Below are 14,697 nucleotides of genomic sequence, written 5' to 3' on the forward strand. Positions count from 1 at the left end.
GCCATGCATGACCTGGTTGTATCTTCCTCCGGCCTGCCTGCCGGAACCGCAGACGCATACCTCTTCGGCCTGTCGCTGTGCTCCGGCGCAGGCGGTCTCGAGCTGGGAATCACCCTCGCCGTCCCCGGCTATCGAACTGTGGGTTACGTCGAGCGGGACGCCTTCGCCGCGTCCATTATCGTGGCGCGGATGGAAGATGCGGCCCTGGATCCAGCGCCTCTCTGGGACGATATTGCCAGCTTCGACGGCCGCCCATGGCGCGGCGCGGTGGATATCGTCACTGCGGGGTATCCGTGCCAGCCGTTCAGCGTGGCGGGCAAGCGCCGGGGCCCCAAGGACCCGCGCCACCTCTGGCCGCATGTCGCCCGCATCATCGGCGAGGTTGAGCCTCCCTTCGTCTTCCTCGAAAACGTCGCCCATCATCTCCGCCTCGGCTTCCCCGAAGTCGCCAGCGGACTGGTCGGCCTGGGCTACAGGCTTGCGGCAGGCCTCTTCACGGCGGCGGAAGTCGGTGCGCCCCATCGGCGCGAGCGGCTGTTCATCCTCGCCATCCGCGAGGGGGACGAGCTGGCCGACCCCGCGCGCCTGCTCCGGGATCCGCTCGAGCGGCGGCAACCGGACCGAAATGCTGCGGCTGTGGATGACGCCCACCGCGCGCGACCACAAGGATGGGGCGACAAGCCTTGCCAACACGCCGGTGAACGGGCTGCTTGGCCGCCAGGTCCTTGTGACACCGATGGCTGGCAGCGATACCTCAGACGCGCCCCGAACGCTGAACCCGCAATTCGTCGAGGCGCTGATGGGCTGGCCCACCGGGTGGACCGGCTTCGGCTCTGTGGCAATGGCGTGGTCCCCCTGGTTGCTGCACATGCACTCAGAACTCTCGCATCTGAATTGCTGGCCGATGGATGAACCCGCGTGATGCGAAACAAGATGATGATGCCGGCAGAGCAGATCGGCGGGGTGACGTTTCCCGAATGGGATGCGTCACAATGGGCGCAAGAGTTCGCTGCGACGGACTGGAAGAAGGTTGCCGCGGACATGAAGCCGATCATCGACCGTTTGAAGGCGATGGGCGCCCTCGAGCCGGATTTCGAACTGTGATGCAGATCGAGTTGATCGCGGTCGACAACCTGACCCCCTACGCCCGCAATGCCCGCACCCATTCGCCGGATCAGATCGCGCAGATCGCCGCCTCGATTGCCGAGTTCGGCTTCACCAATCCGATCCTGATCGGCGCGGATGGGGTCATCATCGCCGGCCACGGGCGGTTGATGGCGGCGCAGCGCCTCGGGCTGGCTGAGGTGCCGGTGATCCGGCTGGCGCATCTGAGCGCGGTTCAGCGGCGGGCGCTGGTCATTGCCGACAACCGCATCGCCGAGAACGCGGGTTGGGATGAGGAACTGCTGCGATCCGAGCTGGCAGCGCTGCAGGGGCTGGACTTCGACCTCGATCTGGTCGGATTCTCGGATGACGAGCTGGCCGATCTGCTCGGAGACGCCGAGGCATCGGGTTTCGGCGCCGTTCCGGAAGAAGAAGAGGACGGCATCCCTGACCTGCCAGAGGATCCTGTCACTCGCCCCGGCGATATCTGGATCCTTGGCGATCACCGGCTGTTGTGCGGCGACAGCACGGATGCGGCGGCGGTCGCGCGGCTGATGGACGGGCAGCGCGCCACGCTCCTCTTCACCTCGCCGCCTTATGGCCAGCAGCGCGATTACGGCGCGGCGAAGGAGAAGGTCAGCGATTGGGACCGGCTGATGCAGGGCGTGTTCGCGTCGGCGCCGGTGAGCGAGGATGCGCAGCTGCTGGTCAATCTCGGGCTGGTGCATCGCGACAGCGAATGGATCCCCTATTGGGACGCCTGGACCCAATGGATGCGGACGCAGGGCTGGCGCCGCTTCGGCTGGTATGTCTGGGATCAGGGGCCCGGCCTGCCCGGCGACTGGAACGGGCGCTATGCCCCGGCGCATGAGTTCGTCTTCCATTTCAATCGGGTGCCACGGCGGCCTAACAAGACGGTGGAGAGCAAGCATGCCGGCGAGGTGCTGGGCGGCGGCGGGTTGCGCGCGGCCGATGGCACGGTGAGCGCCAAGCACGGCGCCGGCAACGCGATCCAAAGCCACCGCATCCCCGACAGCGTGATCCGGGTGATGCGCCACAAGGGCGCTATTGCCGGCGGCGCGCATCCGGCGGTGTTCCCGGTCAGGCTTGCCGAGGAGATGATCGCCGCCTGGAGCGATCCGGGCGATCTGCTCTATGAGCCGTTCACCGGCTCCGGGTCGCAACTGATCGCGGCGACGAACCTCGGGCGCATCTGTTTCGGGATGGAACTGGACCCGGCCTATTGCGACGTCGCGGTGCGGCGCTGGCAGCTGATGACGGGCGAGACCGCCACCCATGCAGAGACCGGCGCGAGCTTCGAGGCAGAGACTGCGACGCGCAAGGCGCTGGCGGCATGAAACAGTCGCGCGCGATGTCGATGGTCGAGGCTATCGCCAACGTTGCCGTCGGCTTCTGGGTCGCGGTCACAGTGCAGGCGCTGGTGTTTCCGCTGTTCGGGTTTCACGCCGCACCGGCACAGCATCTCGCCATCGGCGCCATCTTCACCGGCGTATCGCTGATCCGCTCCTTCGCCCTGCGGCGGCTGTTCGAGGCGATCCGCCAACAGGCAGTGCGAAGAGGATCGGCGCATTCCCCCGACCCGCATCCGGTTTGCGACCATATGACAGACGATGGCCTGTGTCAGTCCATGGGCGAGCTCAGGGCACTGATGGCGTCCTGTTCCGCCTGATGGCGCGGGGCGGCGTCAGGCGGATCGCGCCGCGCGGCAAGAATCGCCACGAACAGCGCCCGGCAGGCGGCTGCCAGTTCATCGGCCCCTGCTGCGTCGAGATCGACATCATGGATGGCGCGGGCCTCGCCCAGATCGGTGATGCCATAAATGGTGGCGAACTCGGCCTCCGCCGGTGCGCAGGTGGCGATGAATGCCTCATCGGCGCCCGCTTCCGCATCGTTGCGGCAGAACCGGATGTCGATGCTCTCAACGCATTCGCGCCGGGCGAATTCGCCCAAGGTCTCGTGCTCCGGCAGGCAATTGAAGGAAATCATGGCTCAGCCCTCCGTGGCGATGCGGTAAACGGTCCCGCGTCCGTCGATTCTCTCTGCGGCAATGGTCAGCCCGAGCCGCTTTTTCAGGGCCCCGGAAATGGCGCCGCGCACAGTGTGGGGTTGCCACGAAAGGGCGGCCGCCGCCTCTGCAACACTCGCGCCCTCGGGTCGCTGCAGCAGCGCGATCAACGCCGCCTGTTTGGTGCCGGCGCGGGTGGTCGCGGGCCTTTGGGCCTCGGGAGCAACCGCAGCGGCCGCTTCCCGCTCCATCCGCCCGCGCCTTGCCCCGGCGATGGCGCCCGCCACCAGCGGCTCGATGCCGACGGCGGCCAGCCCGGCCTCGGTGGCAAGCAGCGTGGTGCCATGACCATCGCCGGTCTCGCGCCAGAGCGGCTCGCTGCGGCGAATATTGGCCTCGACCTCCTCGACGAGGCCCTTGGCAAGCAGCGCCTCCACCACCTTGGCGGCGGCACCACCGCGCAGGCTGTCGGGCAAGGGAAGCGCCAGATTGCCGGGGCGCGCGGCGGCACGGCTGAGGATCAGGCTCTGGGTTTCGGAAAGCGGGATCATCGCGCATGCTCCCCTTCGCCAAAAGCGCTGTCGGTGATCTGGCGCAGAAGGCTGGCATAATGCTCCAGCGTGCCGACATGGCCCCAGTTCACCGCGTCGGGGCTGGCGTTGAAATGATCGTCGCTCAGCGCGGCGAGGCGGGCGAGCATGGTGTCGATCTCGGTCTTCTTGCCAAGGAAAGCGGTGAGCGCGGCGCCGCTGTTGCGGTGGGCTTTCTCGGCGCGGGTGGTGGTGATGGCCATGGTCATGGGGTGCTCTCCGGCGTCTGAACTGCATCGTTTTCGTGCCATCAGAATCGCTCACCACAGGCCGGAAGTGTAGCATAATCGCAGCAATATCATTGCTTTATGTAATCTGCCCAGATGCTTGGGCGCAAGCCGGAAGGGTCACGCGGAATGGGCATGTCGCGCCGTCAATATGCGGCGCATCGCGGCGTCAGCCACACGGCGGTGGGCAAGGCAATCTCCTCGGGGCGCATCAGTCTCGAGCCGGATGGCAGCATCGATCCGGTGACGGCCGACCGGCAATGGGACGCGCAGACCGACCCGGCCAAGCAGCGCGGCGCTCATGCGCGGGCGCTGGGGACCGCCACGGCGGCCGGCACCGCCCGCGCCAGCGCCGCGACCAGGCCGGTGCCGCGCGCCGCCATCGAGTCGGTGGGCGAGACCCTGCGCGAGGCCGGCGCCGATCCCGATCCCGGCACGGGCGGCGAAGTGTCGTTCCTGCGCGCGCGGATGGCCAATGAGGTGCTGAAGGCGCAAACCGCCAAGGTCAAGCTCGCCAGGATGAAGGGCGAGCTGGTCGACCGGGCGCGCACCACCACCATGGTCTTCGATCTGGCCCGGCGCGAACGCGACGCCTGGCAGAACTGGCCGGCCCGGGTGGCCGCCAACATGGCCGCCGATCTGGGCGTCGATGTCCATCGGATGGAGCAGGTTCTGGACAATTATTTGCGCCAGCACCTGGCCGATCTTGCGGAGGTGAAGATTGACTTACGATGAATGGCGCGCCGAGGCGCGGCGCCGGCAGGCGTTCGGCCTGCTGATCGACAGGACAATGGCGCGGATCAGAGCGAGGAAAGCCCGCGAGCAACGGGATGCGGATGCGGAAGGCGCCGGGGCCGTTCTCTGCGCGATCCGGCAGGCGCGAGGGGAGACGATCCGTGGCGCTGGCTGATTTCGAGGGCGCCGAGGATATCCGCAATGCCTGGCTGGCTGGTCTGGCGCCGGACCCGGCGCTGACGGTCAGCCAATGGGCGGATCGGCACCGGATCCTGTCCTCGCGCGCAGCAAGCGAGGCCGGCCCCTATCGCACCGCCCGCACGCCCTTCATGCGGGCGATCATGGATGCGCTGTCGCCGGCCAGCCCGGCGCGACGGGTGGTATTCCAGAAGGCCGCGCAGGTGGGCGCGACCGAAGGCGGCAACAACTGGGTCGGCTTCTGCATCCACCGCGCGCCGGGGCCGTTTCTGGCGGTCCAGCCGACCGTCGATCTGGCAAAACGCCTGTCGCAGCAGCGGATCGACCCGCTGATCGAGGAAAGCCCGGAGCTGCGGGCGCTGGTGATGCCGTCGCGATCGAAGGACAGCGGCAATACCATTCTCGGCAAGCGGTTTCCCGGTGGGCAGTTGATCCTGACCGGCGCGAACAGCGCCGTGGGCCTGCGCTCGATGCCGGCGCGCTGGGTGTTTCTGGACGAGGTGGACGCCTATCCGGGCGATCTCGATGGCGAGGGCGATCCCATCGCGCTGGCCGAGGCGCGCACGATCAGCTTCGGGCATCGGAGCAAGCTGTTTCTGGCCTCGACCCCGACCGTGAAGGGCCTCTCGCGCATCGAGCGGGAATACGAGCTGTCGGATCAGCAGCGATACCATGTCCCCTGCCCGCATTGCGGCGGCCTGCAATGGCTGAAGTTCGAACGCCTGCGCTGGCAGTCGGGCCGGCCGGAAACCACGCGTTATGTCTGCGAACACTGCGATCAGCCCATCGCCGAGCGCCACAAGACCGAGATGATGGACGAGGCGAATGGCGCGACATGGCTGCCCACCGCCGAGCCGGAGATGCTGGAGCGGGCGCGGGCGGCGGGGATCGTTGGATATCACATCAGCGGCCTCTATTCGCCGCTGGGCTGGCTCAGCTGGTCGAAGATCGCGCAGGATTGGGAGCAGGCGGTCGGTAACGAGGCCGCGCTGAAGACGCTGAAGAACACGGTGCTGGGTGAGACCTGGCAGGAACGCGGCGAGGCCCCGGACTGGCAGCGCCTTTATGAGCGGCGCGAGGATTGGCATCTGGGGGAGGTGCCGCAGCGCGCGCTGATCCTGACGGCCGGCGCGGATGTGCAGCGCGACCGGATCGAGATCGACGTCTGGGGCTGGGGCGAGAACCTTGAATCCTGGCTGGTCGATCATGTGGTGCTGGAAGGCGACACGGCCCGCGAGGAGGTCTGGGACGATCTGACCGGGTTTCTGGCCGAGACCTGGCCCCATGCCGGCGGCGCGCGCATGGCGTTGGCGCGGCTGGCGATCGACACCGGCGACGGCGCGACCACCGATGCGGTCTATGGCTGGTGCCGCAAGATGGGCCACGGCCAGGTAATCGCGATCAAGGGCGTCGGCGGCTTTGACCGCTCCACCCCGGTGGACGGCCCGAGCTATGTCGATGTGACCGAGGGCGGGCGCAAGTTTCGCCGCGGGGTGCGGCTGTGGAAGGTCGCCGGCGCGGTGTTCAAATCCGAGACCTATCGCCTGCTACGCCTCGCCGCGCCCACCGACGAGGACATCGCCGACGGCAGCGGCTGGCCGGCCGGCTTCGTCCACATCCCGAAAGGGACCACGGCGGAATGGACCAAGCAGCTGACCGCCGAGCAGTTGATGACCATCAAGACCCGCCAGGGCTTCCAGAAGCTGGAATGGCAGCAGACCCGCGACCGCAACGAGGCGCTGGACTGCCGGGTCTATGCCCGCGCCTGCGCCTGGCTGATGGGCGTGGATCGCTGGGACGGCGCCAAATGGGACGATCTGCGCGCGCAGCTCATGCCCGGCACGAGTGATGCGCGCCCGGCCGGGCAACCGCATCGTCAACCGTTGAAACCGCCGCCGCCCCGCCCGTCGGGCTGGCTGGGCAAGAGACAAAGAGGAAGCTGGTTCTGATGGCCTGGACCGAGAGTGAACTTGACGCGCTGCGCCGGGCCTATGCCTCGGGCACCCTGCGGGTCAGCTATGATGGAAAGACCCTTGAATACGGCTCGGCCGCCGATCTGCTGAGCCGCATCCGCACCATCGAGGGCGAAATGGCAGCCGGATCGGGCCGTCCCTTGCCCGTGGCGGGCTTTGCCGGTTTCCATAGGGGCTGACCATGGCAGGACCGAAGGAGATCACCCCGGACGTGCGCTGGGGGCTGATGGATGCTGCCTTGTCGGTGGTTTCGCCACGCTCTGCCGCCCGGCGCTATGCCGCGCGGGTGGCGATTTCAAACCTGCGGCGTGGCTATGAGGCCGCCTCAAGGGGGCGTGGAACGGCAGGCTGGAAAGTCGGTGGAACGGCGGCGGATGCGGAAATCGCTGCGGCCGGGGCCACGCTGCGCGACCGCATGCGCGATCTGGTGCGCAACAACCCCATCGCCGCGCAGGCGGTGCAGGTGCTGGTCAACAATATCGTCGGCACCGGCATCCGGCCCCGCGCCGCGACCCCCGATCCGGCGCTGAACAGACAGGTCGACGATCTGTGGCGGCGCTGGGCCGCCCGTTGCGACGATCATGGGCACACGGATTTCCATGGGGTTCTCTGCCTCGCCGTGCGCGAGATGATCGAGGGCGGCGAGGTCTTCGCGGTGGCCCGCTATCGTCGTGGCGCACACGCGCGTGATCTGCGTTTGCGCATCGAGCTGCGCGAGGCCGATCACCTCGACAGCGCACGCTTTGACAACCGCGCCGATGGGACCCGGATCAGCCAGGGGATCGAGACCGACCGGGATGGCCGGCGCGTCGCCTACTGGATGTTTCCGGATCATCCCGGTCACAACGACCCCATTGTCAACCACCGCCTGGAATCGGTGCGCCTCAGGGCGCAGGACGTGGCGCATCTGTTTGAACGCCAGCGGGTCCAGAGCCGGGGCGTGCCCTGGGGCACCCCGGCCATGCGGGCGATCCGCGATGTCGACGACTGGCAGACCGCGGAACTGGTGCGCAAGAAAACCGAAGCCTGTCTGGTCGGCATCGTTTTCGGCGCGGATGAGGATCAGCAATCCATCGCCCCGGTGATCGAGGACGGGATGGGCAACCGGGTCGAGCAGTTCGAGCCGGGCCTGATCGCCTATGCCCGCGGCGGCAAGGACATCAAGTTCAACCAACCGGCCTCGACGGCTGGCGTCTATGAATGGCACCGGACCCAGCTTCACATCATCGCCGCCGGCTTCCGGGTACCCTATGCGATGATGACCGGTGATCTGTCGCAGGCCAACTTCTCGTCCACCCGTGCGGGCCTGAACGAATTCCGCCGCATGGTCGAGCAGATCCAGTGGCAGACCGTGATCCCGATGTTCTGCGAGCCGATCTGGCGCTGGTTCATCAAGGAGGCACAGTCGCAGGGCCTGCTGCCGGATGGCGTCGAGATTCTTGCGGAATGGGGGCCGCCGAAGTTCGAGAGTGTCAATCCGCTGCAGGACGTGCAGGCCGATCTGCTGGAGGTGCGCTCCGGCTTCTCGACCCTGCCGCAACAGATCGCGCGGCGGGGATATGACCCTGAGGAAATCCTCAGCGAATGGGCCGATTTCGCCAGGAAGGCCGATGCCGCTGGCCTCGTCTTCGACAGCGACCCGCGCAAGGTCAGCAAGGCTGGCCTTGTCCAGACCACCGACCCGACCGCGCCCCCCAGCGGCGATAACTGACGGAGACCACCATGGAGAATGAGGAAATTCTCGACCTGCCCGTGATCGGGCGGGCCGGCACAATGCAATCTGTCGATGACGCCTCGCGCACATTCGAGGTTCTCTGGACCACCGGCGCGCAGGTGCGGCGCTATTCCTGGGCGCGCGACGAGGAGTTCGACGAAGAACTGGTCGTGTCGCCCAACGCGATGCGGCTGGACCGTCTGAACGCGGGCGCGCCTTTCCTGAACTCGCATGCGTCCCAGCGCCTGACCGACATTCTCGGCGTGGTCGAGAATGGCTCGATCCGCATCGAGAACGGCCAGGGGTTCGCCCGCATCCGGCTGTCAGAGCGCGATGAGGTCGAGCCGATCTGGCGCGACATCAAGGCCGGGATCATCCGCAATGTCTCGGTCGGATACCGGGTCCATCGCTTTGAGCGGGTGGCGAAGGCCGACCGCACCGATGGCGGTCCGCGCGCCCTCTATCGCGCGGTCGATTGGGAGCCGCTTGAAATCTCTGCCGTCGCCATCGGTGCCGATCCCGGCGCCGGCATGCGGTCGGAAGCCAGGCAGTCTGACGCCCGGCAATTCCCCTGCGCGATCACCACGAAAGGACGAAACATGCCTGAAGACACCATTGCGGCGGGTGCTGATGAAACCCGCAACGCCCCTGCCCCCGCGCAAACCCCTGCCATCCCGCAAGCGGCCCCGGCCGTGCCCGCGCCCGACGCGGAAAGCATCCGCGCGGAAGAACGCAGCCGGGTCAGCACCATCATGACGCTCTGCGCCCGGCACGATCTTGGCTCTGACCTTGCCAACGACCTGATCGCACGCGGCGTCTCGATCGATGCCGCCCGCGAGGCGGTCCTCGACGCACTGGGCGAGGCAAACCCGCTGGGCCGCACGATTGAGCTGGCCCCGGCGCAGGCCCGCGGCACCGGCGATGCCGCCTATCGCGATGCGGTTGCCGACGCGATCATGCACAGGGCGGCACCATCGCTGCATGCGGTATCGCCGCAATCGCGGGAATTCGCGTTCCGCAGCCTGATGGACCTGGCCCGCCATGCCGTCGAGCGCGCCGGCGTCAACACCGCCGCCATGCCCGATATGGAGATCGCAGGTTTCGCCATGGGCATGCGCTCGGCGGGTTACCACAGCACCGGAGACTTCCCGGCGATCCTCAGCAGCGTGGTCAACCAGACGCTGCGCGCCGCCTATGACGCGACCCCGCGTACCTTCGGGGCATGGTCCACGCGGGTGACGGTGCGGGATTTCCGGCCCGTTGACCGCCTGCAGATCGGCAACGCCCCCGATCTGGTCAAGGTGCCCGAAGGCGGCGAGTTCACCTATGGCACCGCGACCGAGGGCAAGGAAAGCTATGCGATCGCCACCTATGGCCGCATTATCGGCTTCAGCCGGCAGATGCTGATCAACGATGACCTGCGCGCCTTCGACCGGGTCGTCCAGTCCTTCGGTGCCTCGGCCGCGAACCTTGAATCGGATATCCTCTATTCGATCCTGCTGTCGAACCCCGCCATGGGCGACGGCACCGCGCTGTTTCATGCCAATCACGGCAACCTCGGCACGGCGGCGGCGATCACCGAGGAGTCCCTGACCGCGATGCTGCGCGCCTTCGCTGTGCAGAAGGATCTGGACGGCCGGGCGATCACGGTTCTGCCGCGCAACATCATCGTTCCGCCCGGAAAGCGGATGGTCGAAATCCACAAGCAACTGGCCGCAACCACGCCCGGCAGCACGGCCGAGGTGAACCCCTATTCGAACCGCTTCTCGGTGGTCGAGGAAATCCGGCTGGTGAATACCGCCGGTCCCGATCCGTGGTTCGCCGCCACCGATCCCGCCTTCGGTGCGGTGGAATACGCCTATCTGGCGGGTCAGGAGGGTCTCTATACCGAGCATCGCGTCGGCTTCGAGGTCGATGGCATCGAGTTCAAGGCCCGTCACGATTTCGGCGCCAAGGCCATCGACTGGCGCGGTCTCTACAAGAATCCCGGCATCGCGTGATGCTGCCGGCCCCGGTCTGATCCTGACCGGCGCGGACCGGTGATCGGCCCGCATTCCCTTCTTTCCCTCATCTGGAGAAAGCCCATGAAAAACTTCATCGCAACGGGTAACACGCTCACCATCACCGCCGAGGCGGATATCGCCTCGGGCGCAGGCGTTCTGATCGGCTCGATCTTCGGCGTTGCCACCGGCCCCATCGCCAATGGCGCGCAAGGCGTCATCAACCTCACTGGCGTCTATGATCTGCCGAAGACCGCGTCCCAGGCCTGGACGGTCGGCGCGAAGGTCTATTGGGACAACACCGCCAAGGCTTGCACGACCACGGTCGGCTCCAACACGCTGATCGGCATTGCGGTGCTCGCGGTCGGAGGCGGCGCTGGGGAAACTACCGGCCGCGTCCGTCTGAACGGGGCGGCCGTCTGATGAGCGCCTTTGCCACCGCTGCGACCCGGATCTTCGCGGACCCGAACATGGCGGTTGACGCGACATGGTTGCCGGGCGGGGTTCGGCCCGGCAGCACCATTCGCGCCATCCGCAAATCCTCTGACGAGTTGACCAGCTATGGTGGCGCGCGGGTGTGGTCGGAGACCGTGCGCATCGACGTGATGGCGGCCGAAACCCCGTCAATCCAGTCCGGCGACCGTATCGTGATCGGCGGCGAGACCTTCGAGGTTCAGGGCGAGCCGATCCGCGACCGGGAACGGCTGATCGTGACCCTCGATCTGAGGCCCATATGAAGCTGCGTGCCGAGATCGCGGATATCGCCAGGCTGATGGCCGATGAGGTCAAGGCCGGCGAAAAGGCGGTGCATTTCGGGATCCGCGATGCCGGGATCGCGCTCAAGGCCGCATGGCGGGGGCAGGTCACCAGCGCAGGCCTTGGCCAGCGGCTGGCCCGCACCATCCGCTCGGAGACCTGGCCCAAGGGGCGGCACAGCATGAATGCCGCGTCGATGGTCTGGACCCGCGCCCCGGTGATCGTGAACGCCCATGACACCGGGCCGCTGATCCGCTCAAAGGGCGGGTTCTGGCTGGCGATCCCGCTTGAGGCAGCCGGAAAGAGCCGCAGCGGCAAGCGCCCGACGCCGGGCGAATGGGAGGCGCGCACCGGGCTGCGGCTGATCTTCGTCTATCGCCGAACCGGCCCCAGCCTGCTGGTCGCCGAGGCGCGGCTGACCAAGCACGGTCGGGCGGCCGTGTCCCGGTCCAGAACCGGGCGCGGCCTCGCCTCGGTGCCGATCTTTCTGCTGGTGCCGCAGGTCAGGCTGAAGAAGCGGCTGGATCTTGAGAAGCCGGCCAATGCCGCTCTGGCATCCCTGCCGGGCGCAATCGTCTCTCGCTGGGAACGCACATGACCACCAGGCGCGAACAGGTTCTATCGTCCCTGTTCACCCTCCTGCAGGGCATCGGCGGCGGCACCATCGTCCTGCGCAATGAGGTCCTGCCCGAGCGCATCCCCGCCGCCGGGCTGCTGATCCTGCGCGACGGAACGCCGGGCGAGGCCGAAGTCACGCTGTCGCCGCTGCGCTATCACTGGCAGCACCGCGCCGAGGTCGAGGTCTTCGTGCGCGGATCCTCCGGCCTGGAACTGGCCTTCGACACGCTGGCTGAGGGGATCGGGCAAGTGATCGCCGCCGACCGGACGCTGGGCGGGCTTTGCGACTGGATCGAGACCGACGCGCCCGAACCTGCCGATCTGGCGGTCGAGGGTGCCCCGACCATCAGGGCGGCGGTGCTGATCCTGACCCTGCATTACACCAGCAACGATCCGCTGGGTTGAGATGCGAACAAGGCCGGACCGGCGCGGAATCCGGCCTTGCCGCGCCGGTCTGCGCCGCGCCGCCGGTCGGGCGGATGTGCCTGTCTGATTCAGGCCCGAATCCCCGGTCCGCATCGAATATCAGGAGAAAGAAATGAGCACCATGATCTCGCATCTGCCAGCCGGCCCGCAGGAAGCCAGCCCGCTCACCATGTCTTCGCGCGAAATCGCCGAGCTTCTCGAAAGCCGCCATGACAAGGTAAAGCAATCCATCGAGCGGCTGGCCGCACGCGGTGTCATCGTCCAACCCCCAATGGGGGATGAACAGGATATGGATGCATTGGGCCGTCTGCGCACGACTTCCGTCTATCGGCTCGAGAAACGCGACAGCATCATTGTCGTGGCGCAGCTCTCGCCCGAGTTCACCGCAAGGCTGGTCGACCGCTGGCAGGAACTGGAAGAGCAAGTGGCCCGCGCCCCGGCCACCGACCTCAACGACCCGGCGCAGCTGCGGGCGCTGCTACTCAGCTACAGCGAACAGCATGTGGCCCTGCAAGAGAAAGTGCAGGCGCTGCTGCCCGCACAGGAGAAGCTGGACCGGATCGCGCAGGCGGATGGGTCATTCTGCATCACCAACGCCGCCAAGCTTTTGCAGATGCGCCCGAAAGACCTGTTTCTCTGGCTGCAGGAAAATGGCTGGATCTACAAACGCCCCGGCGGCGCGAGCTTTCTCGGCTACCACAGCAAGACCGCGACCAGCCTGCTCGAGCACAGGATCACCACTGTCTTGCGCGCCGATGGTTCGGAAAAGGTCACCGAGCAGGTGCGGGTGACCGCCAAGGGCCTCACCAGGCTGGCCGCGCTGGTCAAGCCGCCATTGCACTGACCCGGTCCCGGCACGGGATCGCTTCCATAGAAAGGAACCTTCCATGGCACGCGCCCAAGGTGCGCGGTCGCAACTCGCGGCTGCGTTCGAGACTGTTTATGGCACCGCCCCCGTCAGCGGCTTCACCCGCCTGCCCTTCGCATCCTCGACGCTGAGCGCCGAACAGCCGCTGCTCGGCTCGGAGCTGCTGGGATATGGCCGGGACCCGCTGGCCCCGGTCAAGGATGCGATCACCGCGGATGGCGATCTGACCATCCCCATCGATGCCGAGGGTTTCGGCTTCTGGCTGAAGGCCGCGTTCGGGGCGCCGGTCACGACCGGAACCGCGCCGGGACCCTATACGCATGAGTTCCGCTCAGGCAACTGGACCCTGCCGTCGATGGCGATCGAGACCGGCATGCCGGAGGTGCCGCGCTTTGCCATGTATTCCGGCGTCATGGTCAATCAGCTCAGCTGGACCATGCAGCGTTCGGGGCTGCTGACCGCCAGCGCCCAGCTTGTGGCACAGGGCGAGACCGTGGCCAGCACCTCGCAGGCCGGCACGCCCACCGATCTCGACCTGCTGCGCTTCGGGCACTTCAACGGACAGGTCACGAGGAACGGCGCGGCGCTGGGCAACGTGATCTCGGCCCAGATCACCTATGCCAACAACCTCGACCGGATCGAGACCATCCGCAGCGACGGCATGATCGACGGCGCGGATCCCTCCATCGCCGCGCTGAACGGCCAGATCGAGCTGCGCTTTGCCGATATGGTGCTGATGAACCAGGCCATCGCCGGCGGGCCGTGCGAACTGGAGTTCGCATACACCCTGACCAGTGGCGAAAGCCTGACCGTCACCGCCCATGCCGTCTATCTACCCCGCCCCCGCATCGAGATCAGCGGGCCGCAGGGCATTCAGGCCAGCTTCGACTGGCAGGCGGCGCGCGGGTCCAGCCCGGCGCGCATGGCAACCATCACCCTTGTCAACAACACCGAGGAATATTGAACCATGATCCGTCTGAACCTTACCACCGAGCCGCGCTGGATCGACCTCCTGCCCGGCCTGATGATCCGGGTCGCCCCGATCACCACATCCATCATGGCCGCCGCGCGCTCCGATGTCTCCCTCGATACCCTCGACGCGGGTGCGCCGAAGGAAGTGCTGGCCGTGGCCATGGCGCAGGCCGTCGCCAGAATGGTGATTACCGAATGGTCGGGCGTCGGCGATGCCGAGGGCATCGACCTTCCGGTGACGCCCGAAGGCATCGACGCGCTCTTGAACATCTGGCCGGTGTTCGAGGCATTCCAGGAAAAGGTTCTGGGCCCCTATCTGGTGCTGGATGCGGAAAAAAACGGCTCCGCGCCCTCGCCGAATGGCATTTCGGCGGGGGCGAGCGATATTGCGCAGCCTGCCCCGGACACTGCCCCGACTGCCCTGCCCGGCTGAACAGTCCCGAAACGCAAGAGGGCTGGCAGGTCTGGGATCTGGCCGGGAGGCTGAGCG

General features: G+C 67.0%; 20 protein-coding genes. 17 read left to right on the top strand and 3 right to left on the bottom strand.

Features of this window, described 5'->3' with window-relative positions:
• Positions 1 to 3: 3 nt before the first annotated feature.
• Genes B0A89_RS02595 through B0A89_RS15365 form a run of 4 tightly spaced genes read left to right on the top strand, consistent with a single transcriptional unit; the run spans position 4 to position 2,794 of the window.
• The gene (locus B0A89_RS02595; RefSeq protein ID WP_081962487.1) at positions 4 to 912 is read left to right on the top strand and encodes a DNA cytosine methyltransferase; all 909 of its coding nucleotides are present in this window, start codon (positions 4 to 6) and stop codon (positions 910 to 912) included.
• 21 nt (positions 913 to 933) lie between these two features.
• Complete coding sequence (locus B0A89_RS02600; protein ID WP_157115218.1) at positions 934 to 1,104, top strand: hypothetical protein; 171 nt, start codon at positions 934 to 936, stop codon at positions 1,102 to 1,104.
• The gene (locus B0A89_RS02605) at positions 1,104 to 2,462 is read left to right on the top strand and encodes a site-specific DNA-methyltransferase (RefSeq protein ID WP_085376809.1); all 1,359 of its coding nucleotides are present in this window, start codon (positions 1,104 to 1,106) and stop codon (positions 2,460 to 2,462) included. The genes B0A89_RS02600 and B0A89_RS02605 overlap by 1 nt, the downstream gene beginning before the upstream one ends.
• On the top strand, positions 2,459 to 2,794 hold the full coding sequence (locus B0A89_RS15365) for a DUF7220 family protein (RefSeq protein WP_338045739.1): 336 nt from the start codon (positions 2,459 to 2,461) through the stop codon (positions 2,792 to 2,794). Before B0A89_RS02605 ends, B0A89_RS15365 begins: the two co-directional genes overlap by 4 nt.
• Here B0A89_RS15365 and B0A89_RS02615 read toward each other — a convergent pair.
• The 3 genes from B0A89_RS02615 to B0A89_RS02625 are packed head-to-tail and all read right to left on the bottom strand — an operon-like array spanning position 2,746 to position 3,929.
• On the bottom strand, positions 2,746 to 3,111 hold the full coding sequence (locus tag B0A89_RS02615; protein ID WP_085376810.1) for a hypothetical protein: 366 nt from the start codon (positions 3,109 to 3,111) through the stop codon (positions 2,746 to 2,748). The genes B0A89_RS15365 and B0A89_RS02615 overlap by 49 nt on opposite strands.
• Positions 3,112 to 3,114: 3 nt before the next feature.
• The gene (locus tag B0A89_RS02620; RefSeq protein ID WP_085376811.1) at positions 3,115 to 3,681 is read right to left on the bottom strand and encodes a DUF3489 domain-containing protein; all 567 of its coding nucleotides are present in this window, start codon (positions 3,679 to 3,681) and stop codon (positions 3,115 to 3,117) included.
• Positions 3,678 to 3,929 carry a hypothetical protein gene (locus tag B0A89_RS02625; RefSeq protein WP_143796722.1) on the bottom strand — a complete coding sequence of 84 codons (252 nt, stop codon included), beginning with the start codon at positions 3,927 to 3,929 and terminating at the stop codon, positions 3,678 to 3,680. The genes B0A89_RS02620 and B0A89_RS02625 overlap by 4 nt, the downstream gene beginning before the upstream one ends.
• 153 nt (positions 3,930 to 4,082) lie before the next feature.
• Here B0A89_RS02625 and B0A89_RS02630 point away from each other — a divergent pair, with 153 nt between their 5' ends.
• From B0A89_RS02630 to B0A89_RS02685, 13 genes are all read left to right on the top strand, one after another.
• Positions 4,083 to 4,682, top strand: coding sequence for an elements of external origin (locus B0A89_RS02630; protein ID WP_338045740.1), 600 nt, complete (start codon positions 4,083 to 4,085; stop codon positions 4,680 to 4,682).
• Positions 4,669 to 4,857, top strand: coding sequence for a hypothetical protein (locus tag B0A89_RS14785; RefSeq protein ID WP_169712112.1), 189 nt, complete (start codon positions 4,669 to 4,671; stop codon positions 4,855 to 4,857). Before B0A89_RS02630 ends, B0A89_RS14785 begins: the two co-directional genes overlap by 14 nt.
• Entirely contained in the window at positions 4,844 to 6,829 is a 1,986-nt protein-coding gene (locus B0A89_RS02635; RefSeq protein WP_240558606.1) for a phage terminase large subunit family protein, read from the top strand. The genes B0A89_RS14785 and B0A89_RS02635 overlap by 14 nt, the downstream gene beginning before the upstream one ends.
• Complete coding sequence (locus B0A89_RS02640) at positions 6,829 to 7,032, top strand: phage head-tail joining protein (protein WP_036707016.1); 204 nt, start codon at positions 6,829 to 6,831, stop codon at positions 7,030 to 7,032. The genes B0A89_RS02635 and B0A89_RS02640 overlap by 1 nt, the downstream gene beginning before the upstream one ends.
• Before the next feature lie 2 nt (positions 7,033 to 7,034).
• Complete coding sequence (locus B0A89_RS02645) at positions 7,035 to 8,564, top strand: phage portal protein (protein ID WP_085376814.1); 1,530 nt, start codon at positions 7,035 to 7,037, stop codon at positions 8,562 to 8,564.
• Between the two features lie 11 nt (positions 8,565 to 8,575).
• Entirely contained in the window at positions 8,576 to 10,567 is a 1,992-nt protein-coding gene (locus B0A89_RS02650) for a prohead protease/major capsid protein fusion protein (protein ID WP_085376815.1), read from the top strand.
• Between the two features lie 84 nt (positions 10,568 to 10,651).
• Entirely contained in the window at positions 10,652 to 10,990 is a 339-nt protein-coding gene (locus tag B0A89_RS02655; RefSeq protein WP_036707011.1) for a DUF2190 family protein, read from the top strand.
• The gene (locus B0A89_RS02660; protein ID WP_085376816.1) at positions 10,990 to 11,304 is read left to right on the top strand and encodes a head-tail joining protein; all 315 of its coding nucleotides are present in this window, start codon (positions 10,990 to 10,992) and stop codon (positions 11,302 to 11,304) included. The genes B0A89_RS02655 and B0A89_RS02660 overlap by 1 nt, the downstream gene beginning before the upstream one ends.
• Positions 11,301 to 11,921 (top strand): DUF6441 family protein, encoded by a 621-nt coding sequence (locus B0A89_RS02665; protein WP_085376817.1) that lies wholly within the window; start codon positions 11,301 to 11,303, stop codon positions 11,919 to 11,921. The genes B0A89_RS02660 and B0A89_RS02665 overlap by 4 nt, the downstream gene beginning before the upstream one ends.
• Positions 11,918 to 12,346 (top strand): hypothetical protein, encoded by a 429-nt coding sequence (locus B0A89_RS02670; RefSeq protein ID WP_036707003.1) that lies wholly within the window; start codon positions 11,918 to 11,920, stop codon positions 12,344 to 12,346. The genes B0A89_RS02665 and B0A89_RS02670 overlap by 4 nt, the downstream gene beginning before the upstream one ends.
• Before the next feature lie 133 nt (positions 12,347 to 12,479).
• On the top strand, positions 12,480 to 13,211 hold the full coding sequence (locus B0A89_RS02675; RefSeq protein ID WP_197055711.1) for a phage antirepressor KilAC domain-containing protein: 732 nt from the start codon (positions 12,480 to 12,482) through the stop codon (positions 13,209 to 13,211).
• A 43-nt stretch (positions 13,212 to 13,254) separates the two neighbouring features.
• Positions 13,255 to 14,199, top strand: coding sequence for a phage tail tube protein (locus B0A89_RS02680; protein ID WP_036707001.1), 945 nt, complete (start codon positions 13,255 to 13,257; stop codon positions 14,197 to 14,199).
• Between the two features lie 3 nt (positions 14,200 to 14,202).
• On the top strand, positions 14,203 to 14,640 hold the full coding sequence (locus B0A89_RS02685) for a hypothetical protein (protein WP_085376818.1): 438 nt from the start codon (positions 14,203 to 14,205) through the stop codon (positions 14,638 to 14,640).
• Positions 14,641 to 14,697 lie beyond the last annotated feature (57 nt).

Source organism: Paracoccus contaminans (assembly GCF_002105555.1).
Taxonomy (GTDB): domain Bacteria; phylum Pseudomonadota; class Alphaproteobacteria; order Rhodobacterales; family Rhodobacteraceae; genus Paracoccus; species Paracoccus contaminans.

What these genes read in the sequence shown, in the direction of transcription:
- B0A89_RS02595 (WP_081962487.1), top strand. Translation starts at nt 4, where the DNA reads ATGCATGACCTGGTTGTATCTTCCTCCGGCCTGCCTGCCGGAACCGCA.
- B0A89_RS02600 (WP_157115218.1), top strand. Translation starts at nt 934, where the DNA reads ATGATGATGCCGGCAGAGCAGATCGGCGGGGTGACGTTTCCCGAATGG.
- B0A89_RS02605 (WP_085376809.1), top strand. Translation starts at nt 1,104, where the DNA reads ATGCAGATCGAGTTGATCGCGGTCGACAACCTGACCCCCTACGCCCGC.
- B0A89_RS15365 (WP_338045739.1), top strand. Translation starts at nt 2,459, where the DNA reads ATGAAACAGTCGCGCGCGATGTCGATGGTCGAGGCTATCGCCAACGTT.
- B0A89_RS02615 (WP_085376810.1), bottom strand. Translation starts at nt 3,111, where the DNA reads ATGATTTCCTTCAATTGCCTGCCGGAGCACGAGACCTTGGGCGAATTC.
- B0A89_RS02620 (WP_085376811.1), bottom strand. Translation starts at nt 3,681, where the DNA reads ATGATCCCGCTTTCCGAAACCCAGAGCCTGATCCTCAGCCGTGCCGCC.
- B0A89_RS02625 (WP_143796722.1), bottom strand. Translation starts at nt 3,929, where the DNA reads ATGACCATGGCCATCACCACCACCCGCGCCGAGAAAGCCCACCGCAAC.
- B0A89_RS02630 (WP_338045740.1), top strand. Translation starts at nt 4,083, where the DNA reads ATGTCGCGCCGTCAATATGCGGCGCATCGCGGCGTCAGCCACACGGCG.
- B0A89_RS02640 (WP_036707016.1), top strand. Translation starts at nt 6,829, where the DNA reads ATGGCCTGGACCGAGAGTGAACTTGACGCGCTGCGCCGGGCCTATGCC.
- B0A89_RS02645 (WP_085376814.1), top strand. Translation starts at nt 7,035, where the DNA reads ATGGCAGGACCGAAGGAGATCACCCCGGACGTGCGCTGGGGGCTGATG.
- B0A89_RS02650 (WP_085376815.1), top strand. Translation starts at nt 8,576, where the DNA reads ATGGAGAATGAGGAAATTCTCGACCTGCCCGTGATCGGGCGGGCCGGC.
- B0A89_RS02655 (WP_036707011.1), top strand. Translation starts at nt 10,652, where the DNA reads ATGAAAAACTTCATCGCAACGGGTAACACGCTCACCATCACCGCCGAG.
- B0A89_RS02660 (WP_085376816.1), top strand. Translation starts at nt 10,990, where the DNA reads ATGAGCGCCTTTGCCACCGCTGCGACCCGGATCTTCGCGGACCCGAAC.
- B0A89_RS02665 (WP_085376817.1), top strand. Translation starts at nt 11,301, where the DNA reads ATGAAGCTGCGTGCCGAGATCGCGGATATCGCCAGGCTGATGGCCGAT.
- B0A89_RS02670 (WP_036707003.1), top strand. Translation starts at nt 11,918, where the DNA reads ATGACCACCAGGCGCGAACAGGTTCTATCGTCCCTGTTCACCCTCCTG.
- B0A89_RS02675 (WP_197055711.1), top strand. Translation starts at nt 12,480, where the DNA reads ATGAGCACCATGATCTCGCATCTGCCAGCCGGCCCGCAGGAAGCCAGC.
- B0A89_RS02680 (WP_036707001.1), top strand. Translation starts at nt 13,255, where the DNA reads ATGGCACGCGCCCAAGGTGCGCGGTCGCAACTCGCGGCTGCGTTCGAG.
- B0A89_RS02685 (WP_085376818.1), top strand. Translation starts at nt 14,203, where the DNA reads ATGATCCGTCTGAACCTTACCACCGAGCCGCGCTGGATCGACCTCCTG.